Source organism: Mesorhizobium sp. M0870, from assembly GCF_040319775.1.
In the GTDB taxonomy this organism is placed as follows: Bacteria; Pseudomonadota; Alphaproteobacteria; order Rhizobiales; family Rhizobiaceae; genus Mesorhizobium.
Map to the genome: position 1 here is coordinate 84052 of NZ_JAMYOI010000012.1, position 26896 is coordinate 110947.

22 protein-coding genes are annotated in these 26896 nt (G+C 62.8%); 11 read left to right on the plus strand and 11 right to left on the minus strand.

Translation table 11 applies throughout. The features are described 5' to 3' along the window. The first annotated feature begins 32 nt into the window (after positions 1–32). From bamA to lpxB, 6 genes are all read left to right on the plus strand, one after another. Entirely contained in the window at positions 33–2399 is a 2367-nt protein-coding gene (gene bamA / locus NKH97_RS16550; RefSeq protein ID WP_352797952.1) for an outer membrane protein assembly factor BamA, read from the plus strand. Positions 2400–2474: 75 nt separating this feature from the next. Then, positions 2475–3533, plus strand: a complete 1059-nt coding sequence (gene lpxD / locus NKH97_RS16555) for a UDP-3-O-(3-hydroxymyristoyl)glucosamine N-acyltransferase (protein WP_352797954.1) — start codon at positions 2475–2477, stop codon at positions 3531–3533. Further along, positions 3526–3993, plus strand: a complete 468-nt coding sequence (gene fabZ, locus NKH97_RS16560; RefSeq protein ID WP_027036657.1) for a 3-hydroxyacyl-ACP dehydratase FabZ — start codon at positions 3526–3528, stop codon at positions 3991–3993. The genes lpxD and fabZ overlap by 8 nt, the downstream gene beginning before the upstream one ends. A 13-nt stretch (positions 3994–4006) precedes the next feature. Continuing rightward, positions 4007–4840, plus strand: a complete 834-nt coding sequence (gene lpxA / locus NKH97_RS16565) for an acyl-ACP--UDP-N-acetylglucosamine O-acyltransferase (protein ID WP_352797958.1) — start codon at positions 4007–4009, stop codon at positions 4838–4840. Beyond that, positions 4812–5729: an LpxI family protein gene (locus NKH97_RS16570; protein WP_352797960.1), complete on the plus strand. Its 918-nt coding sequence runs from the start codon at positions 4812–4814 to the stop codon at positions 5727–5729. The genes lpxA and NKH97_RS16570 overlap by 29 nt, the downstream gene beginning before the upstream one ends. Beyond that, complete coding sequence (lpxB, locus tag NKH97_RS16575) at positions 5722–6900, plus strand: lipid-A-disaccharide synthase (RefSeq protein ID WP_352797963.1); 1179 nt, start codon at positions 5722–5724, stop codon at positions 6898–6900. Before NKH97_RS16570 ends, lpxB begins: the two co-directional genes overlap by 8 nt. A gap of 75 nt (positions 6901–6975) precedes the next feature. On the opposite strand, the gene gltA is transcribed toward lpxB, so the two are convergent. Both gltA and gltX read right to left on the minus strand, forming a co-directional pair. Next, complete coding sequence (gene gltA / locus NKH97_RS16580) at positions 6976–8304, minus strand: citrate synthase (RefSeq protein ID WP_352797966.1); 1329 nt, start codon at positions 8302–8304, stop codon at positions 6976–6978. Between the two features lie 185 nt (positions 8305–8489). Then, positions 8490–9914 carry a glutamate--tRNA ligase gene (gltX, locus tag NKH97_RS16585; RefSeq protein ID WP_352797968.1) on the minus strand — a complete coding sequence of 475 codons (1425 nt, stop codon included), beginning with the start codon at positions 9912–9914 and terminating at the stop codon, positions 8490–8492. 101 nt (positions 9915–10015) lie between these two features. On the opposite strand from gltX, the gene NKH97_RS16590 reads away from it, so the two are divergent. Next, entirely contained in the window at positions 10016–12463 is a 2448-nt protein-coding gene (locus NKH97_RS16590) for a ComEC/Rec2 family competence protein (protein WP_352797969.1), read from the plus strand. Here the strand turns inward: NKH97_RS16590 and lexA are convergent. The 4 genes from lexA to NKH97_RS16610 form a co-directional block, all read right to left on the minus strand. Then, positions 12457–13197, minus strand: coding sequence for a transcriptional repressor LexA (gene lexA, locus NKH97_RS16595; RefSeq protein ID WP_128303628.1), 741 nt, complete (start codon positions 13195–13197; stop codon positions 12457–12459). The two genes, NKH97_RS16590 and lexA, sit on opposite strands and share 7 nt — an antisense overlap. A gap of 411 nt (positions 13198–13608) precedes the next feature. Continuing rightward, positions 13609–14856 (minus strand): kynureninase, encoded by a 1248-nt coding sequence (gene kynU / locus NKH97_RS16600; RefSeq protein WP_352797973.1) that lies wholly within the window; start codon positions 14854–14856, stop codon positions 13609–13611. Positions 14857–14938: 82 nt separating this feature from the next. Further along, positions 14939–15775 (minus strand): tryptophan 2,3-dioxygenase, encoded by an 837-nt coding sequence (gene kynA / locus NKH97_RS16605; RefSeq protein ID WP_027036649.1) that lies wholly within the window; start codon positions 15773–15775, stop codon positions 14939–14941. Then, positions 15772–17397 (minus strand): AMP-binding protein, encoded by a 1626-nt coding sequence (locus tag NKH97_RS16610; protein WP_352442400.1) that lies wholly within the window; start codon positions 17395–17397, stop codon positions 15772–15774. The genes kynA and NKH97_RS16610 overlap by 4 nt, the downstream gene beginning before the upstream one ends. 309 nt (positions 17398–17706) lie before the next feature. On the opposite strand from NKH97_RS16610, the gene NKH97_RS16615 reads away from it, so the two are divergent. Further along, complete coding sequence (locus tag NKH97_RS16615) at positions 17707–18537, plus strand: hormone-sensitive lipase (protein WP_352442401.1); 831 nt, start codon at positions 17707–17709, stop codon at positions 18535–18537. 48 nt (positions 18538–18585) lie between these two features. Here the strand turns inward: NKH97_RS16615 and NKH97_RS16620 are convergent, their stop codons facing one another. The 5 genes from NKH97_RS16620 to NKH97_RS16640 are packed head-to-tail and all read right to left on the minus strand — an operon-like array spanning position 18586 to position 23998. Further along, complete coding sequence (locus NKH97_RS16620; protein WP_352442402.1) at positions 18586–19791, minus strand: molybdopterin molybdotransferase MoeA; 1206 nt, start codon at positions 19789–19791, stop codon at positions 18586–18588. After that, a complete protein-coding gene (moaC, locus tag NKH97_RS16625) occupies positions 19791–20273 on the minus strand; it encodes a cyclic pyranopterin monophosphate synthase MoaC (protein WP_352442403.1) in 483 nt (160 codons plus the stop codon). The genes NKH97_RS16620 and moaC overlap by 1 nt, the downstream gene beginning before the upstream one ends. A 2-nt stretch (positions 20274–20275) precedes the next feature. Next, positions 20276–21088, minus strand: a complete 813-nt coding sequence (gene trpC, locus NKH97_RS16630) for an indole-3-glycerol phosphate synthase TrpC (RefSeq protein ID WP_352442404.1) — start codon at positions 21086–21088, stop codon at positions 20276–20278. A 10-nt stretch (positions 21089–21098) separates the two neighbouring features. Further along, a complete protein-coding gene (gene trpD, locus NKH97_RS16635; protein ID WP_023812911.1) occupies positions 21099–22109 on the minus strand; it encodes an anthranilate phosphoribosyltransferase in 1011 nt (336 codons plus the stop codon). Then, on the minus strand, positions 22106–23998 hold the full coding sequence (locus NKH97_RS16640; protein ID WP_352442405.1) for a SurA N-terminal domain-containing protein: 1893 nt from the start codon (positions 23996–23998) through the stop codon (positions 22106–22108). The genes trpD and NKH97_RS16640 overlap by 4 nt, the downstream gene beginning before the upstream one ends. Positions 23999–24143: 145 nt before the next feature. On the opposite strand from NKH97_RS16640, the gene tpiA reads away from it, so the two are divergent. The 3 genes from tpiA (at position 24144) to NKH97_RS16655 (ending at position 26891) form a co-directional block, all read left to right on the plus strand. Further along, complete coding sequence (tpiA, locus tag NKH97_RS16645) at positions 24144–24911, plus strand: triose-phosphate isomerase (protein ID WP_023812909.1); 768 nt, start codon at positions 24144–24146, stop codon at positions 24909–24911. A 170-nt stretch (positions 24912–25081) separates the two neighbouring features. Next, entirely contained in the window at positions 25082–25552 is a 471-nt protein-coding gene (secG, locus tag NKH97_RS16650; RefSeq protein ID WP_128303636.1) for a preprotein translocase subunit SecG, read from the plus strand. 211 nt (positions 25553–25763) lie between these two features. After that, positions 25764–26891, plus strand: a complete 1128-nt coding sequence (locus tag NKH97_RS16655) for a L,D-transpeptidase (protein ID WP_352442406.1) — start codon at positions 25764–25766, stop codon at positions 26889–26891. The last annotated feature ends 5 nt before the right edge of the window (positions 26892–26896 follow it).

Genomic DNA, 26896 nt, shown 5'->3' on the forward strand with positions numbered 1-26896 from the left:
GTGGGGACTACGAGAAAAGGTTATTAAGCCCGATGAAGGCAGCATCCAAGTTTCTAAGCGCCGCGTCCGCGGTGACCCTGTCTGCGGCCTTGGTCGTGCCAGGCGCGCTCGCAGTGCAGTTCGTTGCCACATCGGCGGCTGAAGCCGCTGTCGTCAGCAGAGTCGAAGTGAGCGGCAACCAGCGTATCGACGCTGAGACCATCCGCAATTACATCACCATCAAGCCGGGCAAGGCTTTCTCCAGCTCCGATATCGACGGTGCGGTCAAGGCACTGTTCGGCACAGGTCTGTTTTCGGACGTGCAGATCAACCAGGTCGGCTCGACGCTGGTGGTCAAGGTTGCCGAGTACCAGGTCGTCAACCAGGTGCTGTTCCAGAACAACAAGAAGCTCAAGGACAATGCGCTTGCGGCGGCCGTGCAGCTGAAGCCGCGCGGAACGTTCTCGCAGGCGACGCTCGATGCCGACGTGGAATCGGTCAAGGCAGCCTACAAACGCATTGGTCGCGACGATGTGACCGTGACCACGCAGGTCATGCAGCTTGGCGATAACCGCGTGAATGTTGTCTTCAACGTCGCTGAAGGCGATCGCACGCAGATCGCGGCGATCAATTTCGTCGGCAATAGCGCCTATTCCAGCCGCCGCCTGTCGGATATCATCAACACCAAGCGTTCGTCCTGGGTTTCGTTCATCCTGCGCGACGACGTCTATGACGACGACAAGCTGCGCGCCGACCAGGAGCTGCTGCGCCGCTTCTACTACAATCACGGCTATGCCGACTTCCAGGTCGTGTCCGCTGTCGGTGAACTCGACAGCGCGACGAACAAGTACACGGTGACCATCACCGTCCAGGAAGGCGACCGCTACACCTTCGGTGATGTCAGCGTCGAGAGCTCGATCCCTGAAGTCGACGGCAAGTCGCTGGAATCGGTGATCGAGACCCACAAGGGTGACGTCTACAACGCCAAGAACGTCGAGGATTCCATCATCGCGCTGACCGAAAAGGTGGCCGGTTCCGGCTATGCCTTCGCGCAGGTCACGCCGCGCGGCGACCGCAATTTCGAGAACCACACCATTTCGGTGGTCTATACGATCGACCAGGGCACCAAGGCCTATATCGAACGCATCGAGATCCGCGGCAACGATCGCACGCGTGACTATGTCATTCGCCGCGAGTTCGACGTCAGCGAAGGCGACGCTTTCAACCAGGTTCTCATCCAGCGTGCAAAGAAGCGCCTGGAAGCCCTCAATTACTTTGAAAAAGTCGACATCTCGACCGTGCCGGGCTCGCAGCCTGACCAAGTCGTTCTGGTGGTCGATGTGGTTGAGAAGTCGACCGGCGAGTTCTCGGTGGGCGCTGGTTATTCGACCGGTGGCGACACGGCCGGTCCGTCGGTCGAAGGCTCGGTGACCGAGCGCAACTTCCTCGGTCGTGGCCAGTTCATCAAGCTGTCGGCGGGCGGCGGCAAGAATTCACGCGACTACAGCCTGTCCTTCACCGAGCCTTATTTCCTCGGACGGCGCATCGCCGCCGGCTTCGACATCTATAAGTCGACGCGGGAGTACGACAACAACTACGACAGTGATACCACAGGTGCGACGATCCGTTTCGGCCTGCCGATCACCGACAGCATCACGACTCAGCTGGCGTACAACATCTCGCAGGAAAAGTATGAAGTTGACGATGGTTGCTTGACCGACGGGGTTTATGTTCCTGGCAGCCCTTGCAATATCTCAACCGCAATTCTTGATGGCATCGATCAGAGCCCTTGGATCAAGTCCTCGGTTAGCCTGGGACTTGTCTACAACACCATCGACGACATGAAGAACCCGCATGAGGGTATCTATGGCAACACGACCGTCGAAGTGGCCGGTCTCGGCGGTGATGCCAAGTTCGTGAAGATTACGGGACGGGGCAGCGTCTATCAGACGTTGTCCGAGTCACTTGATCTCGTCGGCCTTATTTCGGGCGGCGCCGGCCATGTCGAGGGTTATGGCAGTGACGGCCTGCGTATCTTCGATCAGTTCCAGAGCACGGACCGTATGATCCGTGGTTTCGCATATGGCGGTATCGGGCCTGTGGATCCTCTCACCGGTGACCATCTCGGCGGCACGACCTACTTCAATGCCTCTGCTGAAGCCCAGTTCCCGGTGCCAGTCGTTCCGGAAAGCTTCGGCCTTCGCGGTGCTGTGTTTGCTGACGCGGCCACTCTCTATGGCAGCAAGGTTACAAGCGTCGCTCAGGAGTCAACGGACATGCAGCTGCGTGCCTCTGTTGGTATCGGCCTGATGTGGGCGTCGCCGTTCGGTCCGATCCGTATCGACTATGCGATCCCGGTCAAGAAGGAAGCGCGCGACGACGTGCAGGAATTCAACTTCGGCATATCGACCCGCTTCTGATCGGCGGCCAACGATGCTCCCGGGTCTTCAGGATCCGGGAGAAATGTTCCGACCTAGCTGGATATAGCTTCTGGAATGACCGATCCGGTGTTCTTCGCGCCATCACGCCGGTATACGGCGGGCGAAGTCGCGAATCTGACCGGCTCGGTGCTCGTCGATTCCGGCCACTCAGATATTTCGATCGAAGCGCTCGCGCCGGCCAGCGAGGGCGGCGAGAATGCGCTCGTCTTTGTCGACGGCAAGCGCAATTCCGCGCTGATGCCGTCGCTGCGGGCAGCCGCGGTCCTGTGCCCGGCGGAATTTGCCGGCAAGGCGCCGGCAAGCGTTGCCGTTCTCATTCATCCGCGTCCGCAACAGGCCTTCGCGCTGATCGGGCGTCTGCTGTTTCCGAGGGCGGCGACACCAGGGCCGATGACCAGTGAAACCGGCGTCTCGCCGCATGCTCATGTCGACGCGACCGCCCATGTCGAAGCCGGTGCCGTCATCGAAGCCGGCGCGGTCATCGGGCCAGGTGCTTCGATCGGCAGCGGTACCGTCATCGCCCCAAATGCGGTCATCGGACCATCCTGCCAGATCGGCCGCGACGGCTATGTCGGTCCTGGCGCCAGCATCCAGTATGCCTTGATCGGCAATCGCGTCATCATTCATGGCGGCGCCAGGATAGGCCAGGATGGTTTTGGGTTCGTTGGCGGGGCCAAGGGTCCCGAGCGCGTGCCGCAGATCGGCCGTGTCGTTATCCAGGACGACGTCGAGATCGGCTCCAACACCACCGTCGATCGCGGCGCCATGTCCGATACGGTCATCGGCCAGGGCACCAAGATCGACAATCTCGTGCAGATCGCCCATAACGTCCGCATCGGCCGCAATTGCATAATAGCCGGGCTTTCGGGTATTTCGGGTTCTGTGGTGGTGGGTGACAATGTCACCATGGGCGGCGGCGTCGGGCTTGCGGATCACCTGACCATAGGGACAGGGGCCAAGCTTGCCGCCAGAAGTGGATTTATGAGCAATGTCCCTGCAGGCGAGATCTGGGGCGGCTATCCGGCACAGCCGATGGCGGAAGCCATGCGGGAGATAGCCATGCTGCGCAAGCTCGCCAGGACCCGCAAACAGGGCGAGGGAGGCAATGGCTGATATGATCGCGTCGACGACGCTGGAAGCGGTCGACATCATGGGGCTGATGAAGCTCCTGCCGCACCGCTATCCGTTCCTGATGATCGATCGTATCGTCGACATCGATGGCGACGAATCCGCCGTCGGCATCAAGAACGTGACCATAAACGAGCCGCATTTTCAGGGCCATTTCCCAGAGCAGCCGGTCATGCCGGGTGTGCTCATCGTTGAGGCGATGGCGCAGACGGCCGGCGCCATCTGTATCCGCAGCCTGGGCACCGAAAAGCCGTCGCTGGTCTATTTCCTGACCATCGACAACGCCAAATTCCGCAAACCGGTGGTTCCCGGCGACCAGTTGAAGATCTATGTCAAGAAAATCAAGAAACGCGGCAACCTGCTCAAATTCGCTTGTGAAGCCATGGTCGACGGCGCCAAGGCGGCCGAGGCTGAGATTTCAGCCATGATGGTCACCAGCGACTGACGATCGAGTGCTTATGAAAATCAGAACATCCATTCATGCTTCCTCCATTGTCGAGGAAGGCGCCCAAATCGGCCAAGGCGCGCGCATCGGGCCGTTCTGCCATGTCGGGGCCGATGTGGTGATCGGCGACGACGTCGAACTGGTCAGTCATGTCTCGGTGATGGGCGCGACGTCAATCGGCGCCTCGACCAAGGTCTACCCGATGGCGACATTGGGCGCGCCGCCGCAGAACACCAAGCACAAGGGCGGCCGAACCACCTTGGTCATCGGCAGGAACTGCACGATCCGCGAAGGCGTGACCATGCATCTCGGTACCGATTCCAGCCGCGGCGAGACGACGGTCGGCGACAATGGCAATTTCCTTGCCTACGCCCATATTGCCCATGACTGCGTCGTCGGCAACAACGCGACGTTCGCCAATGGGGCGACGCTGGGCGGCCACTGTGAGGTCGGCAACAACGTCTATATCGGCGGCCTGACCGCTGTGCATCAGTTTGTTCGCATCGGCGACAACGCCTTTCTCGGCGGCTGCTCGGCGATCGTCGGCGATGTCATTCCCTTTGCCATCGCGGTCGGCAACCGCGCCAGCCTGCGCGGTCTCAACATCATCGGCCTCAAGCGTTCCGGTCTGCCGAGGTCCGAAATCCTTGTGCTGCGCAAGGCTTACAGGATGATCTTCGATCGTTCCCGCACCGTTGGCGAGAACATCGAATTCGCCAAAGCGGAGTTCGCGTCGTCGCCGACCGCCATGAAGATCATCGATTTCATCACCAGTCGCGGCAAGCGGCACTATGCTGTGCCGTCGCTCAAGGGCGGCGATGGCGACGATGTCGATGACGAAGACTGAGACAGCGGCAGCGCGTCTTGATCTTCCGCCGGGCTCCAGGGTCGGCATCATTGCCGGCGGCGGCAGTCTGCCGGTCGAAGTCGCGGCCGGTTCGGCTGAACAAGGTTATCCGCCCTTCGTCATCCTGATGGAAGGCGAAGTCGACCGCATCGCGGAACTCTCCCGATACGATCACGAAAACCTCGCTCTGGAAGGTATAGGCTCGCTCGTCCCATTGCTGCGGCGGCACCGGATCACCCATCTGGTGCTTGCAGGCGAGATCAAGCGCCGGCCGCGATTGCTTGCGCTGCGCCCCAGTCTCAGCCTGCTCGCGGTGATTCCTTTGGTCGTCATGGCGCTCGCGCGTGGCGATGATGGTCTTCTCAAGGTCTTGGCACGGGGCCTCGAAGCGCGTGGAATAAAGGTCGTTGGCGCCCACGAAGTCGTGCCTAATCTTGTCGCCGCCGAAGGCGTGCTGACCAAGGCCGAACCGCGAAAATTGGACTGGCGCGATATTGAGGCGGGCCTTGCGGCAGCAAAGGCCATCGGGGCGCTGGATGTCGGCCAGGCGGCGATCGCGGTTGGCGGCCGGGCAATCGCGCTGGAAGGCATCGAAGGAACAGCCGGCCTGCTTGATCGTGCGAAGCTGCTGCGCGGCCACGGCCGTATTGCGGGCAAGACCCGCGGCGTCCTCGTCAAGTGCGCCAAGCCTGGTCAGGAACTGCGCGCCGATCTTCCATCCATCGGTCCGCAGACGGTCGAGGCAGCGCACGCGGCCGGGCTCGCCGGCATTGCCGTCGAGGCGGGACGCTCGCTGATCCTCGAAGGTCCTGAAACCATCGCACGCGCCAATGCACTCGGCCTGTTCGTCCTTGGCCTGCCTGTCGCCACGGAGCTGCGCAATGGCTGACAGGGCATTGAAGATCGCGATCGTTGCCGGAGAGGAGTCCGGCGACCTGCTCGGCGCCGACATAGTACGCTCGCTCAGGCAGGCGGCCGGGCGCGAGGTGCAACTCGTCGGCCTCGGCGGCCGTCATTTGCAGGCGCTGGGACTGGTCTTGCCATTCGATGCCGGTGAGATCGCCCTCATGGGGTTCAGTGCCGTCCTGCGCGACCTGCCGCGCCTGATACGGCGGATCAGCCAACTGGCCAAGACCGTTGCCGACGAAAAGCCGGACTGCCTTGTCACCATTGACAGTCCGGACTTTTCGTTGCGCGTCGCCAAAAAGGTGCGTGCGGCCAACCCGTCGATTCCGATCATCCACTATGTCTGCCCGAGCGTGTGGGCGTGGCGGCCGGGCAGGGCGGTGGCGATGAAGCCCTATGTCGACCACATCCTCTGCATCCTGCCTTTCGAGGTCAAGGAGCTCGAGCGGCTCGGCGGGCCACCGGGCACTTATGTCGGGCATCGCCTGACGCACGATGCGGGCTTGCTGGCCGCAGCCAACGCGCAGGAGCTGCCGCGCGACCTTTCTCCTGATCGCGTCAAGACCCTGCTCGTCCTGCCCGGTTCGCGGCATGGCGAGGTACGGCGGCTGCTCGACCCGTTCGGCGAGACGGTGTCGATTCTGCGTGCGCGTGGCCACCGCCTGCGGCTGCTGCTGCCGACCGTCCCGCATGTCGCCGACCTCGTCAAATCCTCCGTCAACCGCTGGGATGAAAAGCCTGAGATCATCGTCGATCCCCAGCGCAAATGGCAGGCTTTCGGCAAAGCCGATGCGGCGCTGATCGCGTCCGGGACGGTATCGCTGGAACTGGCGCTGGCCGGCGTGCCGATGATTTCCTGCTACAGGCTCGACCCGGTCGCGCGCGTCTTGGCGCCGTACCTCGTTTCCGTCTGGTCGGCGCTGCTGCCCAATCTGATATCGGATCGAGCGCTTATTCCGGAATTCTACGACGGCTACATCAAGCCGAACAATCTGGCCCGGCAATTGGAAGCCCTGTTCGCCGACAGCGGCATGCGCGCCTGGCAGAAGAATGGATTTGCAGAGATCACCCGGCGCATGGCGACAGTTAGACCCTCCGGCGAGATCGCCGCGCAGGTGGTGATGCGGTATATCAAGAGAGGGAATAGTCAGTAGGGAGTAGGGAAGTTGACCGTGCCTACTGCCTACTGCCTACTGCCTACTGCCTACTGCCCAATCCCTACTTCCAATTCACCGCTTGGCGATCGGCACGTAGTCGCGCTCGGGCGCACCGGTATAGAGCTGACGCGGGCGGCCGATCTTCTGGCGCGGATCCTCGATCATCTCTTTCCACTGGGCGATCCAGCCGACGGTGCGGGCGACCGCGAACAGCACGGTGAACATGGTGGTGGGGAAGCCCAGCGCCTTCAGCGTGATGCCGGAATAGAAGTCGACATTCGGGTAGAGCTTCTTCTCGATGAAATAGGAATCGGTCAGCGCGATCTTTTCCAGCTCCATGGCGATGTCGAGCAGCGGATCGTCCTTGATGCCGAGTTCGCCCAGAACCTCATGTGCCGTCTTCTGCATGATCTTGGCGCGCGGATCGTAGTTCTTGTAGACGCGGTGGCCAAAGCCCATCAAGCGGAACGGGTCGTCCTTGTCCTTGGCGCGGGCGATGAATTCGGGGATGTGATCGACATGGCCGATCTCGCCAAGCATGTTGAGCGCCGCTTCATTGGCGCCGCCATGCGCCGGTCCCCACAGGCAAGCAATGCCGGCGGCGATGCACGCGAACGGGTTGGCGCCCGACGAGCCGGCGAGACGAACGGTCGAGGTCGAGGCATTCTGCTCGTGGTCGGCGTGCAGAATGAAGATGCGCTCCATGGCGCGCGCCAGCACCGGGTTGATCTTGTATTCCTCGCACGGCACGGCAAAGCACATGTGCAGGAAGTTGGCGGCGAAGTTGAGCTCGTTCTTCGGGTAAATGAAGGGCTGGCCGATGTGGTATTTGTAGGCCATCGCCGCGATCGTCGGCATCTTGGCGATCAGCCGCATGGAGGCAACCATGCGCTGGTAGGGGTCGGAGATGTCGGTGGAGTCGTGGTAGAAGGCCGACAGCGCGCCGACCACGCCGCACATCACCGCCATCGGATGCGCGTCGCGGCGGAAGCCGGTGAAAAAGCGCGACATCTGCTCATGCACCATGGTGTGGCGCGTCACGCGGTAGTCGAAGTCGTCCTTCTGCGCCTTGGTCGGCAATTCACCGTAGAGCAGGAGATAGCAGACCTCGAGGAAGTCGCCATGTTCGGCCAACTGGTCGATCGGATAGCCGCGGTGCAACAGGATGCCGGCGTCGCCGTCGATGAAGGTGATTTCGGATTCGCAGCTTGCCGTCGAGGTGAAGCCGGGATCGTAGGTGAAGGCGCCGGTGGTTGAGTAGAGCGAGGCGATGTCGATGACATCAGGCCCGACCGAACCACTTCGCACCTTGAATTCATGGGTCTTGCCGGCGAATGCAAGCGTTGCCGTGGCCTCCTGGGTCTTGCCGCCCAAATCCATTCTTTTCGCAGCTTCGGTCATTGCAAACTCCTTCTTGTTTCCTCATGCCGGCAAAGGCAAAATTCTGCAGAGCGACACGTCGAAAATCACCGCAATGCGCGTATTCGCCACCGCATTTCAGGAGGTGCGTGCCAGATTGGGCCAAGGCCTAATGTTGCACTGCGAAACCCGCCTTTCAATGCCAATCTTCTTGGGCCAGTTTGCTCCTAATCGATTTGATCTGAGATGCGCGCCAGGCTTTCCTCGCGGCCGAGCACGGCGAGCACATCGAACACGCCCGGCGAGGTGCTTTTGCCGGTCAACGCAGCGCGCAAAGGCTGGGCCACCGCGCCGAGCTTGTGGTTGCCGGCCGCTGCCACCTCGCGGATCGCCGCCTCCGCCGAGGCGGCTGTCCAGTCACTCGCAAGCCCGTTCAAAGCTTTGTGAGCACTGCGCAGGATCTTGCGGGCATCGTCGGTAAGCAGAAGGGTCGCCTTGTCGTCGATCGGCAGCGGGCGCGTGGCGAACAGGAAGGCCGCGCCATCGACGAGCTCGACCAGCGTCTTGGCGCGTTCCTTCAGGCCCGGAAGCGCTGCCAGCAACTGCGCCTTGGTGCTGTCGTTCAGGCGTGCTGCGATCGCCGGGCCACCTTCGAGATAGGGCAGGGTGGCGATGAAGGTGTCGAACAGCTCGGCATCGCTCATGCGGCGCATATGCGCGCCGTTGATCGCTTCCAGTTTGGCGAAGTCGAAGCGCGCCGCGCCCTTGTTGACGTCGCCGATATCGAACCACGAGATCATATCCTTGATCGACATGATCTCGTCGTCGCCATGGCTCCAGCCGAGGCGCGCCAAGTAGTTGAGCAGCGCCTCCGGCAGGTAGCCCATGGCGCGATAGGCCTCGACGCCAAGCGCGCCATGCCGCTTCGACAGCTTGGCGCCATCGGAGCCGTGGATCAGCGGGATATGCGACATGGACGGCACGTCCCAGCCCATGGCGTTGTAGATGACGGTCTGGCGGGCGGCATTGGTCAGATGATCATCGCCACGAATGATGTGGGTGACGGCCATGTCATGATCGTCGACGACGACGGCATGCATGTAAGTGGGATTGCCGTCAGAACGCAGGATGATGAAGTCATCGAGATCTTTGTTGGGAAAGCGCACCTCGCCCTGGACACGGTCATGGACGATGGTCTCGCCTTCGGTCGGCGCCTTGATGCGGATGGCGCCCTTGACGCCTGCGGGCGCCTCAGAGGGGTCGCGGTCGCGCCAGCGGCCGTCATAGCGGGGCGGCAGCCCCTTGGCTCTGGCAGCCTCGCGCATGGCCTCCAGTTCGGCTGGCGTGGCATAGCAATAATAGGCCATGCCCATGCGCACGAGCTCCTCGGCCACCTCGCGGTGGCGCGGCGCACGCTCGAACTGTGACACCGGCTCGCCGTCCCAGCTCAGGCCAAGCCAGGAAAGCCCGTCGAGGATGGCAGCCGTCGCGGCTTCATTGGAGCGTTCACGGTCGGTGTCTTCGATGCGCAGCAGCATCGTGCCGCCAGTGTGCTTTGCATACAGCCAGTTGAACAGCGCCGTGCGCGCGCCGCCTATGTGCAGATAGCCGGTGGGCGAGGGGGCAAAACGGGTGACGACCTTGTCGGACATGGAACTCTCGGAAACCATCTGAAGCGGGTGCGGTTGCGCGGACTTTCGCGCGCCCGGCGTTCATGTAGCATAGGGTGTCGAGGGCGCAAGGGGCAGACCCGATGGCTGGACGAGGCTGGGGCTCGGATCAGGGCGAGGACGCTGCCATCGGCGTCAGCGAACGGTCCCTCTTTGCGCCTCTGCCATTGCCGTCGCCCCTCCTGCCGGATCCCGGCCAAGCGCCGTTACAAGCGGATGTCGCCGCCTCTGTTCCTGTTGCCGAAACCGGCAGGATCGTTCGCGTGCGCCGGCAAATCAGCCTGACATCACTGCCTCGCCTGCGCCACAGCGTGAACACGGCGGCGAGCCTGGAACTCGACCGGGGCGTGGCCTTCCTGCTGGTGCCGGTCTGCCTGGCGATCGGAGCGATCGGCTATTTTTCGCTGACGGCTGAACCCGACTTTGCGAGACCTGTCGCGGTTGTTATTCTGACGGGGATCTGTGCGCTGGTCTCGCGCTCATGGCCAAAGACCCATCTGTGTTTCATGGCGGCACTTTTGTGCGCCCTAGGACTGCTTGCTGCCAAGGTCGAGACGTGGCGTGCGGGCACACAAATGTTGGGCTCGGAAATTTCGACGCAAGTCACCGGCCGCGTCGTCTCGCTCGACCGGATGGAAACCGGCCGTATCCGGCTGACCATCGACGTGACATCGACCGCAAGACCGAAACTGCGCTATGCGCCGGAACGGGTGCGGCTTTCGGCACGCAAGATCCCGGCTGACGTGACCGCCGGCTCCCTCATCACCGGATATGCCAAGCTCTTGCCGCCGACCGGGCCGGTGCGGCCGGACAGCTATGACTTCTCCTTCGACAGCTACTTTGCCGGCATCGGTGGCAGCGGGTTCTTTCTCGGCAATCCAAAGCTTGTCGTCAACGATGACGGCGACATGCCGCTGCCGGCCCGAATTTCCTCTAGCGTGGAAAATGCCCGCGAAGGCATCGCCGACCATATCAGGGCGAGCGTCGGCGGCGCCGAAGGCGAGATCGCCGCGGCGCTGATCGTCGGCGTGCGCGCCGGCATTCCCGATGACATCAATGAGGCGATGCGACGTACCGGCATCTACCACATCATCTCCATTTCGGGACTGCACATGGCGCTGGTCGCAGGCACCATCATGGGTTTGCTGCGCGGCGCCTTCGCCTTGTTTCCCGACTTTTCCGCGCGTCGCCCGGTCAAGAAGTATGCCGCCGCCGCCGCACTGTTCTCGATCGCGGCCTATCTCATCATCTCGGGAGTCGTCGTTGCCGCCGAGCGCAGCTTCATCATGCTGGCGGTGATGCTGATTGCCGTGCTGTTCGATCGAGCAGCACTCACCATGCGCAATCTGGCGATCTCGGCGATCGCCGTCATCGTGGTGTCGCCGCATGAGGTGGTCGGCCCGAGTTTTCAGATGTCGTTCGCCGCGACCGCGGCTCTAGTCGGCGCCTATGCCGGCTGGGCGGATCACCGGGCGGGAAAAGCAAGACCGCCGCCGCCAAAGCGATCCATGCCAGGTTTCCTGACGCGAAAATTCCTGCTGGCGGCAACCGGCCTTGCCATGACCTCGATCATCGCCGGAAGCGCCACGACGCTGTTTGCTATCTGGCATTTTCAGCGTGTCTCGCCGCTTAGCCTGTTTGCCAATCTCGCGGTTATGCCGATCGTCACCGTCGTCATGTTCCTGGCCGTCGCCAGCGCGCTGCTGATGCCTTTCGGATTGGATTGGCCAGCTCTCTACCTGATGGGTAAGGGCCTGACGATGATGATCGCCATATCCGGCTGGATCTCCGAGCGTTCGCCTGTCGACGGGGTCGGGCTGATTTCGCAACAGTCGGTCCTGTTGGTGGCAATTGCTTTGGTCATCGCGACGATGGCGACAACCTGGCTGCGGCTCGCTGCTCTGCCATTCGCACTGGCAGGCCTGCTGACCGTCTCGGATACGCGCACGCCGGATGTGCTGATCTCGGAAGACGCCCGGCTGGTGGCGTTGCCGATCGGTGGCGGTGAGCTTGCCGTCAGCCGGGAACGGCCGAACGAATTCACCGTCGACAACTGGAAACGCGCCCTGACATCAGAAATCATCGTCGTGCCAGAGGTGTTCGACAACAGCGATGGGCAATTCGATGTCGCGGATGCCGTTGATCTGCCGCTGGGATCGCCGTTTTATTGCTCCTCAGACGTTTGCGTGGCCAGGCACATGTCCGGTGCGATCATTGCCTATGTCGAGGACCGCAAGGACACCTGGAAAGCCTGCGGCTTCGCCGAGCTGATCGTCATCAATGACGCCACCGCGTATGACGCCTGCCACAACCCGCTGGTTCTCGTCATCACCAAGCGGCAACTGGCTCGCAAAGGCAGTGCCGCGGTCTTCTTCGATCGCCAATCGGCGACTGCGCCGGCGACGATCAGCTTCGCGGTGGAGAGCCCATATCGGCCCTGGCACGCGCAACGCAAATACTCGCGCGAGGCGAGGGGGCTGGCACCCTTCAAGAAACCCGAGAAGCCAGTGGTCAACTCACCGTCTCAGTAGCGGCGGATCAGGCCGACGAGCTTGCCTTGCACCTTGACCCTGTCCGGTCCGAAAATCCGTGTCTCGTAGGCTGGATTGGCGGCTTCGAGAGCAATCGAAGCGCCCTTGCGGCGGAACCGCTTCAGCGTCGCTTCCTCTTCGTCGACCAGCGCCACGATGATCTCGCCTGGCTGGGCGGTGTCGGCGTTGCGGATGATGACGGTGTCGCCATCGAAGATGCCGGCCTCGATCATCGAGTCACCCTTGACCTCCAGCGCATAGTGGGCGCCGCCCATGATCATATCCGGCGGCACCGAGATCGAATGCGTCTGATGCTGGATGGCATCGATCGGCACGCCGGCGGCGATGCGGCCCATCACCGGGATCGACACGGCGGAAACCGCATCGTCGTCATTGCCAGGCGAGGGCATCCGCGAAGGCGCCGGCTTGATCTGCCGGCCAAGAGCACCACCCTGACCGAGACTGCCCTGGATGACGCTTGGCGAGAACTTCTTTGCCGCGTTGAGGCCGGGCGCGATCGAGTCCGGCAACCGCAGCACTTCCAGCGCGCGTGCCCGGTTGGGCAGCCGGCGAATGAAGCCGCGCTCCTCGAGGGCCGTGATCAGCCGATGGATCCCGGATTTGGAGGCAAGGTCGAGTGCCTCCTTCATCTCGTCGAAGGATGGCGGAATGCCGCTCTCCTTCAGGCGTTCATGGATGAACATCAGCAGTTCATGTTGCTTGCGCGTCAGCATGGCGGCCCCCAGGTTACCTGAAACCAGAATCGAAAAACAAACCCAGAACAAACCCTATCTGTTCCAGTTGTGTTCTGCAACCGTTTAAAGTTTAATGAATTTGTTAAGGCTGCTGAAATTATTTGGCGCTTGCCAGCGGGTCGCGATCAACAAGCGCCAGGCACGGCGATGCGCCTGCTCACATTGAAATTATTATGGTTAATGACCTGTGGCTCATCCTCGACCCAAGGATTGGCATTATCAATCTGGCAACCTCCACAAAGGACGATATGAATCTTCGGGACGTTCGTTTGCCGTGAACGAAACGGAGCCAAAACGCCAACGTCTGTTGGCATTTGTGGCTGGAAATTCAGCCCTCCGTCATCTGCCAGGCAGTGAGGGCGGCGGCGGTGGATCGCGGGGATCGTTGCGTCAGGTAACGGCTTCCTTGACCGCGAAACGCTGGTCCTTCCATGCGCCCGTGCGCAGAATATCCTCCAGCACCTCAACCGCCAGCCACACATCCTTGTAGCCGACATACAGCGGCGTGAAGCCGAAACGGATGGTCGATGGCGCGCGGAAGTCACCGATCACCCCGCGCTCGATCAGCGCCCGCATGATTTGATAGCCGTGGTCGTGAAGGAACGACACCTGGCTGCCACGCCTGGTCGTGTCGCGGGTGGTCTCCAGCGTGAGACCGTAGGCGCCGCACTTGGCTTCGACGAGTTGGATGAACAGTTCTGTCAGTGCGACGCTCTTCTTCCGCAATGCCGCCATGTCGACGTCGCTCCAGATGGCAAGCGCGCCTTTGAGCGCCCGCATCGACAGGACCGGTTGCGTGCCGCACAGAAAACGGCGGATGCCGGTGCCGGCAACATAACCCCGTTCGAAGGCAAAGGGCCGAGCATGACCCCACCAGCCGCTAAGCGGCTGGCTGATATCGCCGTGGTGGCGCTGTGCGGCATAGATGAAGGCCGGCGCGCCCGGACCGCCGTTAAGGTACTTGTAGGTGCAGCCGATAGCGAAATCGGCATTTGCGTGATCGAGCTCGACGGGCAGGGCGCCGGCGGTGTGGCAAAGATCCCAGACGATCAGCGCTCCGGCCGCATGAGCTTTGCGCGTCAGCGCCGCCATGTCGCGCAGTTCACCCGATTTGTAATTGACGTGGTTGACCAGCACCACCGCCACGTTTTCGTCGATCAGCTCTTCGATGGTCGGCGCGTCGACACCCGCGAGGCGCAGCAGGACGCCATCCCGGGTCGAGGCCACGCCTTCGGCGATGTACAGGTCGGTGGGAAAACTGTCACCTTCGGCGACGATGGCCGACCGGCCGGGCCGCATCTCCATCGCCGCGTGCAGCACCTTGTAGATGTTGGTCGATGTCGTGTCGCAGACAACGGTCTGACCGGCCGAGGCCCCTATCAGGCGTCCGAGCTGGTCGCCGAGTTCGATCGGCATCTCGAACCATCCGGCCGTGTTCCAGGCCCGGATGAGATCCTGGGCCCATTCCTGGGTCGCCGCCTGCTGCAGCTCGCCGAAAACGGCATGAGATGCTGCCCCCAGTGAATTGCCGTCGAGATAGATCACCCCCTCCGGCAGAATGAAATGGTCGCGCATGGCACGCAGCGGATCCGTGGCATCCATCGCTTCGACTGCGGCGAGATCAGGAGTTCCACTCATGGTCGGTCAGTCCCCAGTTGTTCGCGAAAGGTTTTCGGCCACAGAGCGTCCCTTCGGTGAGCCTGTTCTCATTTCGATGATGTCAGAGCCGGGTGCGGACCGTCCACAGCTCCGGAAACAGCACGACCTCGAGCATTTTCTTCAGATACGAAGCACCCGACGTGCCGCCGGTGCCGCGTTTCAGGCCGATGATGCGCTCAACCGTGGTGACGTGATTGAAGCGCCAGCGGCGGAAATAATCCTCGAAGTCGACCAGCTTCTCGGCCAGTTCGTAGAACATCCAGTAGCGCTGCGGATCGCGGTAGATGGTCTGCCAGGCGACCAGCACTTCTTCATTCTCGGTTCGCGTCTCACGCCAGTCCGTGCGCCTGGCATCGGCACCGATGTCGAATCCGTTGCGCGCCAAAAGCAGCAGTGCCTCGTCATAGAGCGACGGCTCGGCCAGGATCGCTTCCAGCTTTCCGCTCAGGTCGGGCCGGTGCTTGTGCGGCCCGAGCATTGCCAGGTTTCGGTTGCCGGCCATGAACTCGATGGCGCGATACTGCCAGGACTGGAAACCCGAGGACTGGCCGAGCGCGTCGCGGAACTCGGTGTATTCGCTGGGCGTCATCGTCCGCAGCACATCCCAGGCATTGTTCAGCTGCTCGAAGATGCGCGCAACGCGCGACAGCATCTTGAAGCTCGGCTCGAGCCGGTCGGCGCGGATCGAGCGGATCGCGGCGCCGATCTCGTGCAGAGCGAGCTTCATCCAGAGCTCGGAGGTCTGATGCTGTATGATGAACAGCATCTCGTCATGCGCCGATGACAGCGGCGTCTGGGCCTCCAGCACTTTCTCCAGGTGCAGATAGTCGCTGTAGGACATGCGCTCCTTGAACGACATCTGGGCGCCTTCGGACGCCGGATCGTATGGCTCGCTCAATTGATTTTCTCCGTGCGCAGCCGGAAGCGCTGGATCTTGCCGGTCTGGGTCTTGGGCAGAGCGGCGATGAATTTTACCGATCGCGGATATTTATAGGGCGCGATCGTTGCCTTGACATGGTCCTGCAGGCGCTTGGTGGTGAGGGCGTCGGGCGCGACGCCCTGCACCAGCACGACATGCGCCTCGACGATCTGGCCGCGTTCGGCGTCCTCTGCACCGATCACCGCGCATTCGGCGACATCCGGATGCGATAACAGTGCTGCCTCGACCTCGGGTCCGGCGATGTTGTAGCCGGCGCTGACGATCATGTCGTCGGAGCGCGCGGCGAAATGGAAGAAGCCGTCTTCGTCCTGCGTGAAGGTGTCGCCGGTGATGTTCCAGCCGTCGCGCACATATTCCTTCTGCCTGTCATCGGCCAAGTAGCGGCAGCCGGTCGGGCCACGCACCGCCAGCCTGCCGGTCGTGCCGCGCGGCACCTCGCGCATCTCGTCGTCGAGGATGCGCGCCTCGTAGCCGCCCACCGGCTTGCCGGTCGACGCAGGCTTCATGTCGCCAAAACGGTTGGAGATGAATATGTGCAGCATTTCGGTGGCGCCGATGCCGTCGAGGATCGGCTTGCCGGTCTTTTTCGTCCACTCTTCGAAAACCGGAGCGGGCAAGGTTTCGCCGGCCGAAACTGCAACGCGCAGCGACGACAGGTCGGCACCTTCATCCATGGCCTTCAGCATGGCGCGGTAGGCAGTCGGCGCGGTGAAGGAGATCGTCGCTTTGTAGGTCTCGATGATGTGGATCATGTTGGGTGGCGTCGCCTGCTCCAGCAGCGTCGCCGCCGCACCGAAGCGCAGGGGAAAGATAGCGAGCCCGCCAAGGCCGAAGGTGAAGGCCAGCGGCGGCGAGCCGACGAAGATGTCGTCCGCCGTCACCTCCAGGATTTCGCGTGCATAGGCGTCGGCAATGATCAGGAGGTCGCGGTGGAAATGCATCGTCGCCTTCGGAACGCCTGTCGTGCCCGAGGTGAAGCCGAGCAGGGCGACATCGTCGCGGCCGGTGTTGACCGCACTGAACGTCACCGGCTTGTCGAGCGCGGCGCGATCGAGTTCAGCATCATGGTTGGCGGTGCCGTCGAAACCGATGACCTGCCTGAGGAATGCGCTGTCCTTGGCGCACACGGTCATCTCGTCCATCAGCCTGGTGTCGCAGAGCGCAACGGTGATCTCGGCCTTGTCGACGATCTTGGCGAGTTCGCCGGCGCGCAGCATCGGCATGGTGTTGACGACCACGGCACCGACCTTGGTGGCGGCCAGCCAGCAGGCGACCATGGCGGGGTTGTTGGCCGAGCGGATCAGCACCCGGTTGCCCGGCTTGACTCCGTAATTCTCGACCAGCGCGTGGGCCAGCCTGTTCGTCCAGTCGGACAGTTCCTTGTAGGTGCGGCGGCGGCCATTGCCGATCAGGGCGGTGTGGTCGCCGAGACCTTTTTCGACCAGCCTGTCGGTCAGTTCGACACCGGCGTTGAGGCGTTCGGGATAGTCGAAGCCGTCGAGCAGGATTTCAGGCCATTGCTCCGGCGGCGGCAGGTGATCGCGCGTGAACGTGTCGATATGCGCTGAAGGCCCAAGCATGTCGCCGCTATCCCGTCTGCTGCCTGACCAGTGCGCGATGCGCCTTGGCCGGATGTAGTGGATCCTAAGGTCCTGCTCTGAGGAAGCTTCGTACTACCCATCGCACCTGCTGAGATGCGCCCAGAAAGGGTGAACATCTGCAGGTTCGGGCAGCACAGCAGACCTCCCATTGTCGGCTGTTCGTTGGGGCAGGATCGCACCAGTCGAAATTTGTTTCAAGCCTAAAATGTTTTTGCTCAGGGCATTGACGCATGGCATGGCGGTGGCCATTGCTAGCAAGTAGCGATGCCGTCTTGGGGAAGGGCGCAGATGTTCGAACGTCACATCGTCGATTGGGATGATGCCTATGCCAACGGCGCCAACATCGCGGGCAGTGATCGCTGGCCGTCTGCATGGGCGGAGCCAGCGCAAGCATTCCGCGATGCGCTGTCGGCGCAGGGCCGGGCGCGGCTCGACATCGCCTATGGCGACGGACCGCGCAATCGGCTCGATCTTTTCCTTCCCAGGGCCGCGCCCAAAGGGCTGGTGGTGATTATCCATGGCGGTTACTGGCTGGAGACCGACAAGAGCTTGTGGTCGCACCTCGCCAATGGCGCGGTCGGCAGTGGCTTCGCCGTGGCGATGCCCTCCTACACGCTGTGCCCGAACATACGCATCGCCGGCATCGTCAGCGAGATTGGGGCGGCAATCGGCGAGGCAGCGGCAATGGTCGACGGACCGCTGATGCTGACCGGACATTCGGCCGGCGGCCATCTCGCCACCCGGATGGTGACGACAAGCACGCCGCTGGCCGCCGATGTGGCGCGGCGCATACGCCATGTCGTCTCGATTTCAGGCCTGCATGACCTGCGTCCGCTCATGCGCACCGGCATGAACGCGGCGCTGGCCATCGACGAGCACGAGGCGCTGACTGAAAGCCCGGCGCTGCTGCGGCCCATGGATGGTGCCCGCATCACCTGTTGGGCCGGTGGCGGCGAGCGCGCCGAATTCCTGCGCCAGAATGCGCTGCTTACCAACATCTGGACCGGCCTCGGCGCCACCACCAGCGCCGTGGTCGAGCCCGACCGGCATCATTACAGCATTGTCGACGGCCTTGCCGACCCGGCGCATCCGCTGACGCAGAGCTTGATCTCGAACTAGAGCCGGGATCACTTTCTCGTCTGTTATGAGTGGCTTGTCTGGGATTCCTCAGCGCAGCATCAAAACGCTGCAAGCCTCGCCAGCAGCTGCTGCAGGGGCAAACGGCGCCCGCACGATCAGCCCGTTGGCGTCCGCCAGCATTCTCAGCATCGAGGAATCCTGGATACCGAACGGCGTCGCCACCGGTACGCCGTCATCTTCCCTGACCACGGCTCGGACATAGTCCTGGCGCAAATCATTGGCCGGCATTGCGGCGCCCAATCGCGCTTGGCGAACGTCCTGGCGATGATTGCGGCCGCCGAGCCGCGCCAGCAGCGGCTTCAGGAACAACTGCGAGCAGACCAGGCTTGCCACCGGATTGCCGGGCAGGCCGATGCACCTGATGTCGCCGAGGCGGCCGAACATCAGGGGCTTGCCGGGGCGCATGGCGATCTTCCAGAAGCCGAGCGTCATGCCTTCGCCGGTCAGCACGTCGTGGATCAGGTCGTGATCGCCGACCGAGGCGCCACCAAGCGTCACGATGACATCCGCACCGGCCGCGACCGCTTGTCTGATCAGGGCAGCGATAGCCTCCTTGCGATCGGCGGCAATGCCGAGATCGAGCGCGCGGGCGCCGACCGAGTGTGCGGTGGCAGCGACGCCATAGGCATTCGATGAGATGATCTGATCCGGGCCGAGATCACTGCCCGGCGGCAGCAATTCGTCGCCGGTGGCGATGATGGCGACCAGCGGCCGTTTCACCACGCTGACCCGAGGATGGTTGGCCGATGCTGCCAGCGACAGTGCCGCCGGGTCGAGTAAGCGGCCTTTTTCCAGCAGCATGTCGCCTGTTGAAAAATCGAGCCCGATGCGGCGGATATTGCGCCATTGCGCCGTCGGCTCGGTCACTTCGATTTCGCCGCCGCCGAGGTCGCGGACATTCTCCTGGATGACGATGGTGTCGGCGCCTTCGGGCAGCGGCGCGCCGGTGAAGATGCGCACGGCCTGCGTCTGGCCGACCGTGCCGTCGAAGCCACGTCCAGCCGGCGCCATGCCGATCACCGACAGCCTGGATGGGACCGACGTGACGTCGGCGGCGCGCGCCGCATAGCCGTCCATGGCGGAAGCATTGAAAGGCGGCTGGGTGCGAAGAGCAACGACCGGTTCCGCCAGAACACGATCCACCGCCTCGAACAGAGGAACGCTTTCGCCGGCTAGAGGTGCCGCACCATCGAGCAGGCGTTCAAGCGCCTCCGCGATAGGAACCAGCGCCATCAGGAACTCACCTTGTAGTCACCCGACTTGCCGCCGGTCTTTTCGACCAGGCGGATACCGGAGATCACCATGGCGCGGTCGACTGCTTTCGCCATGTCGTAGATGGTCAGGCAGGCTACCGAAGCGGCGGTCAGCGCTTCCATCTCGACGCCTGTCTTGCCGGTGACGCGGGCGAGTGCGGTGACCTTCAGGCCCGGCAAAGCATGGTCCGGCTCGATGTCGACGGAGACCTTGGTCAAAAGCAGCGGATGACAGAGCGGGATCAGTTCATGCGTCTTCTTCGCCGCCATGATACCGGCGATGCGCGCGGTGCCGAGCACATCGCCCTTCTTGGCGTTGCCGGCGAGGATCATCTTCAGCGTCTCGGGCTGCATCGCGACAAAGCCTTCGGCGATCGCCGTGCGCGTTGTTTCGTCCTTGTCGCCGACGTCGACCATGTTGGCCTCGCCCTGCGCGCCGAGATGGGTAAGGCCTGATACCATCGTCAGATGGCCTCGGCCAAAGCCTTGCCTGTCAGAAGCAGGCGCGTCGCCGCGGTGACGTCCTGTTGCCGCATCAGGCTCTCGCCGACCAAGAAGGTGCCGATGTCGCTCTTTTGCAGCCTGAGGCAGTCGTCATGCGAGAAAATACCGCTCTCGCTGACCAGCAAGCGGTCGGCCGGAACCATCGTCGCCAGCCGCACTGAAGTGTCGAGGCTGGTCTCGAATGTGCGCAGATTGCGGTTGTTGATGCCGATCAGCCGCGACGACAATTTTAGCGCGCGTTGCGTCTCGGCCTCGTCATGCACTTCGACCAGTGCATCCATGCCGAGTTCGAACGCCGTCGCCTCGAGCTCGCTGGCCAGGGCGTCGTCGACGCTGGCCATGATGATCAGGATGGCATCCGCGCCCCAGGCGCGGGCTTCGTAGACCTGATACGGATCGAACAGGAAATCCTTGCGCAGCGCCGGCAGCGCGACGGCGGCTCGCGCCCGGGTGAGAAATTCAGGCGCACCTTGGAAGGACGGTGCATCGGTCAGCACCGAAAGACAGGCAGCACCACCCTTGGCATAGGCCTGCGCCAGAGCCGGTGGATCGAAATCGGCACGGATCAGACCCTTGGAGGGGCTCGCTTTCTTGATCTCGGCGATCAGCGCGAAGGCGCCGGATTTGCGCTTCGCTTCCAGTGCGGCAAGAAAACCGCGCGGTGCGTCGGCATCTTTTGCCCGGACCTTGATTTCGGCCAACGGCACGCGTGCCTTTGCCGCCGCGATCTCGTCGCGCTTGTAGGCCTCGATCTTGCGAAGAATGTCAGACACGCTCTATCCGTTATCCGTTCGAAATCTCGACCAGCCTGTCGAGCACTTGCAGGGCACGGCCGCTATCGATGGCTTGCGCCGCCGCCGCGATGCCGTCGCCAAGCGTCGTCGCCTTGCCGGCCACAACCAGTCCGGCACCGGCGTTCATCAGCACGGTGTCGCGATAGGCGCCGGCGCCGCCGCCCAGCATATCGCGCAAGGCCTTGGCGTTGTAGTCCGCATCGCCGCCGCGCAACTCATCCTTGCTATGGCGCGCCAGCCCAACCGCTTCAGGGGTCAGCGTGAAGCTGCGGATTTCGCCGCCGATCAGTTCGGCGACCTGCGTCTCGCCGGTGGTGGTGATCTCGTCATAGCCGTCGCCATGGGCGACCCAGACATGCTCGGCACCCAGCGCCTTCAGTGTCTCGGCAACCGGCAGGATCCATTCCGGCAGGAACACACCGACCAGCTGCCGCTTGACGCCGGCCGGATTGGAGAGCGGCCCGAGCAGGTTGAATATGGTGCGGGTGCCGAGTTCGACGCGGGTCGGGCCGACATGCTTCATCGCAGGATGATGCGCGGGCGCGAACATGAAGCCAACGCCTGCCTCGTGGATGCAACGGCTAATGAAATCGGGCGAGATGTCGATCTTGACCCCGAGCGCCACCAGCACATCGGCTGCCCCTGTCAGCGACGACAGGCCGCGATTGCCGTGTTTGGCAACCGGCACGCCGCTGCCGGCAACGACGAAGGCCGATGCCGTCGAAATGTTGACGCTGTGAGAATTGTCGCCGCCGGTACCGACGATGTCGACGGCATCGGTGGGCGCGTCGACGTGCAGCATCTTGGCCCGCATGGTTGCGACGGCGCCGGAAATCTCGCTCACCGTCTCGCCGCGCACGCGCAGCGCCATCAGGAAACCGCCGATCTGGCCGGGGGTCGCGTCACCCGACATGATGATGTCGAAGGCCTCGCGCGCTTCCTCAAAGGAAAGCGCGCTACCGGTCGCGATCTTGGCGATATGGGTTTTCAGCGCGCTCATCTTGTCGAGGCTTGGGCGACGGCGGCCTGGTCGATGCGAACGTCGTACTGTGTCTGCAACTGTGCCACCAATTGGTCGAGCAGATCATCCGACATGCCGGAGGTGAAGGATTTCTGTGCGTCATCCGGCACCGAGCTGGCATCGGCTCCGGCGGGCTCGAACACTTCGGCGACCTTGTACAGGATCTGCCCGTCGCCGGTGGGCGAGGGGATCAGGCCGGTACCGCCTTCGCCAACGCCGAACATTGCTGCGGCGCCTTCCTTGCCGAAATCGACATCGTCGGCCTCGCGCTTGACACCGCGCTTGGTCTGCTTTTCCAGCTTCAGTTCGCTGGCGATGACATCGAGCGTTGCGCCGGCCTTGAGCCGCTTTTCCAGCTCGTCAGCCTTGGCGGCGAGCCGCTTGCTTGTTTCCGCCGCGGTCCAGTCGGTGACGGCTTTCTGACGAACCTCATCCAGCGTGCGGTCGCGAGCCGGCGTGATGGACGCCACCTCATAGAAGACGAAGCCGTTGTCGGCTGTGGTCAAGGCATCGTTTTCCGTGTTGGGTTCGGCGTCGAAGACCGCTTTGATCAGCTCCGGCGATTGCGGCAGGTCCTTGACGATGCTTGCATCTGGCCGCAGCCCACTGCGATCGATGGCGTCGATGGTGACGATCTTCAGCTTCAGCTTGGCCGCGGCCTCTGCCAGCGAACTGCCGGCGGCGCGGGTGTCATCGTAACTGTCGCGCACGTCCAGAAGAATGCGGCTTGCCTCGCCCAACGCCAGGTCCTTGCGGATCTGGTCGGACACTTCGGTCAGCGGCTTCACCACCTCGGACTTGATCTCGGTGACGCGCAGCAGCACCGGGCCGAAGGCACCTTGCACGACCTGGCTGACCTCATTGGCATTGAGCGAAAAGGCCGCGCCGGCGACCGCCTTGTCGGCAATCTTGTCCTTGGCAAGCGTGCCGAGCAGCGTGTCGGCCGGGGTCTTGCCTTCCGCCGTGACCAGCTTGTCGAAGGTGGCGCCGGCCTTGAGCGAATCGAGTGCGGCCTTGGCCGCATCCGGCGTCTTGAATACAAGCTGCTCGACGGTGCGCAGTTCCGGCGTGGTGTAACGCGCCTTGTTCTTGTTGTAGTCGTCGCTGACCTGGCTGTCGGTGACGGCGGTCGTGTCCATGATGTCGACGGGTTCAAGGCGGACATAGGAGAATTTGCGGTATTCGGGTGCCGCATATGTCTTCTTGTTGGCTTCGAAATAGGCCAAGAGCACGCTATCGGACGGTGCCGCGATCGGTTCGACCAGTGCCTTGGGCAGCGTCAAATAGTCGATGGTGCGGTCCTCGCCGCGATAGAGCGCAACCGCCTTGAAGAAAGTGTCCGGAGCCTTGAGGCCATCCGAGACAGCCTCGACGATCTGCTGGCGCACCGCCACCTGGGCACGGTTCTTCAGATAGTCCTCGGGCCGCATGCCAATCTGCTGCAGCATGTATTCGAATGTTCTGCGGTCGAACTGGCCGCCCGGGCCCTTGAATGCCGGGTCTTCGCGCGTCAACTCGGCCAACCGGTCCTTGGAAAGTCCGAGGCCCAGCTTGCGGGCCTGTTCGTCGAGAACGGCGCCCGAGACGAGTTGCGCCAGCACCTGGTTGTCGACACCGAGTGCCTTTGCCTGTTCGTGGCTGAGACGCTGGCCGAACTGCTGCGACATGACAGCGAGCTGGCGATCATAGGCGAGACGGTATTCGTTGATCGACACTTTGGTGCCGCCGGCGGTAATGACCGAATCATGGCCGGCCAAACCACCCATCAGCCGTCCGGAAACGCCCCAGACCAAAAAGCTGAGCACCAGCAGCACCAACAGCCCCTTCGCGACCCAGGTGCCTGCCGCGCTTCTCAATATACCAAGCATTTTTACTTCCGATTTATGCGCATTTTCGCATGCGCCGAGTCTGAAACAAGCGCAATAGCGCCCTTCCGGCCCACTGTCGATTGCTTTGTGGCCTGATTTTGGTAGTGAGGGCCAGAGCCCCGATATCATCCGGAGAAGCAAACCCATGACGCCAGGAATTCGCCCGCTCGTCGCCGGCAACTGGAAAATGAACGGCACCAGTGCCTCGCTCAACGAGCTCCGGATGATCGGCAACGGCTTCATGAGCGGACTTGACGCGGAGACCGAAGCGTTGGTTTGCGTTCCCGCGACCCTGCTTGCCCACGCCGCGGAGATCCTGTCACGCACGCCGGTGCATGCCGGCGGTGAGGATTGCCATACCAAGGAGAGCGGCGCCTACACCGGCTGCATCTCGGCGGAAATGCTCAGGGATGCCGGTGCGAGCCATGTCATCGTCGGCCATTCCGAATGCCGCGAGCAACGCGGCGAGGATGACGCCACTGTCCAGGCCAAGGCATCCGCCGCATGGCGTGCCGGGCTTGTTGCCATCATTTGCGTCGGCGAAACGCATGAACAGCGTGAAGCGGGCGCGACGCTGGATGTGCTGTCACGGCAGGTCGATGGTTCGGTCCCGCCAAGCGCCACCCCGTCCAACACCATCATTGCCTATGAGCCGGTATGGGCGATCGGCACCGGCCTGACGCCGACAGCCGGCGATGTGGCGGCAGCACATGCACATATCCGCGAAAAGCTGTCGGAAAAGCTCGGCGGCGTCGCGGCGAAGATGCGCATTCTCTACGGCGGCTCGGTCAAGCCCTCCAACGCGGTCGAATTGCTCGGCGTCAGGAATGTCGACGGCGCGCTGGTCGGCGGCGCCAGCCTGAAAGCGGCGGATTTTCTCGGCATCGCCGAGGCCTATCGCAATATTGCCTGAAGACATTCGCTGCGCCGGACAGGGCTTCCGGTGCACGAAATCGTTGCAAAGGACGGGTTGCTTCCCATATTCCGGCCACGGGCTTGGAAATGCCGTCAAAGCATTGTATTGAGCCGCCTCCAATTCACCGGTCGTGTCCGCGGCCGGGCAAGGCCTTGCCAGGATAAACTATGGAAACCGTACTGATCGTCATCCATCTCATGGTTGTGCTCGCCCTTGTCGGCGTGGTGCTGCTGCAGCGCTCCGAAGGCGGCGGCCTCGGCATCGGTGGCGGCTCCGGCTTCATGACCGCGCGTGGCGCTGCCAATGCGCTGACGCGTGCGACGGCGATCCTGGCGGCCGCCTTCTTCGCCACGTCCTTGACCCTGTCGATCGTCGCCCGCTACGGCGAGAAGCCGATCGATATCCTCGACCGCGTGCCGGCGACATCGGACGGTGCAGGCAAAGGCGTGCTCAACCAATTGCCCGGCACGACCACCCCGGCGCCCGCAGGCACCACCACGCCGACGCCGCCGTCAGGCAACGATGCCGCGGCTCCGGCGACCGCGCCGGCCACGGCGCCTGCCGCCGGGTCGACGCCGCCGGCAACCAATGGCGCCGCTCCCGCCGCGCCGGCGGCCCCGCAGGTTCCAAACCAGTAGTCTTCGGCGGCTGAAGCCGCGATCTGTGCTCGTTTGAACACAGTCGCGGCAAATGCAGCGAGATCACAAAGATTCGACTGGGTGAGGTACGACCTCACGCTTGAGGCCCCCGCGCTTATTCGACTATAGATTGCGCGCGGCACTTCCGGCGCCCTTGGGGGGCGCTGGGCGACGCCGTGGGCAACAAGCATAGAACGATCGGATCTTCGCCATGCAGCTTCGCAGCTTCATTTTCCTGGGACTTTGTGCCGCAATCGGCATCAGTTCCCCCGCTTTCGCTGGCGTTCCAGCCAATATGGCCGCACAGCCTTCGGTTGAAACAACCTCCGCCATCAACGTCGCCGTCAAAAGTGACGCGTCGCAATTGAAGCTTCTCAAGAAGAAGAAAAACCCGACGCCCGACGACCTCGCCCAGATCAAGAAGATCGAGGCCAAGATCGTTGCCGACAAGGAGGCCGCCAAAGCCAAGGCGCTCGAAGCCAGGAAACTGGCGATGCGCGAGGCGGCCAAGGCCAAGGCCGACGCTGAACGGCAGGCGTTCCTTGCCAAGAAGGGCAAGAGCGCGCCGGCAACCGAGGTGGCCGATGCCAAGCCGGCCAAGAAGCAGGTTGCCAAGATCATCGAGCCTATCGAACCGATCGCGCCGATCCAATCGGCAGAGCCGCTTCCGGCAGAGGCGATGAACGTCGCCTTGACCGGCAACAATGGCGAGCTGCGCAGCGAGGTCATCGGCCAGAAGCAGCCGAGCAACGGTGGTCTGTTCGCCGGTCTCTTCGGCGGGACCTCGTCCGGGTCTTCGATAAGCTATCTCCCTGAGACACGGGCTCTCGACCAGGTGCTCGCCAAGAGGGAAGCCAAGAAGCAGTTCAAGGTGAAGCCGGAATTCGTGCCGCAGGACGTGGAATTCAGCGGTTACGATGCGGGCACCATCGTCATCGACACCAGCGCGCGGCGCCTCTACCTCGTCGAATCGTCCTCCACCGCCCGCCGCTACGCCATTGCGGTCGGCCGCGAGGGTCTGCAGTACAAGGGTACGGTTGCGGTCGGCGACAAGCAGGAATGGCCGCGCTGGATCCCGACGCTGGACATGCAGAAGCGTGAGCCGAAGCATTACGGCCAGTACAAGGACGGCATGCCCGGCGGTGGCCAGAACCCGCTCGGCGCCCGCGCCATCTACCTCTATGACGGCAAGAAGGACACGCATCTGCGCATCCACGGCACCATCGCGCCGCAGTCGATCGGAACCAGCGCCTCGAATGGCTGCTTCCGCATGATCAACGAGCACGTCATGGACCTCTACAGCCGCGTCAGGGTTGGCACCAAGGTCGTTATCATCTGACGTTT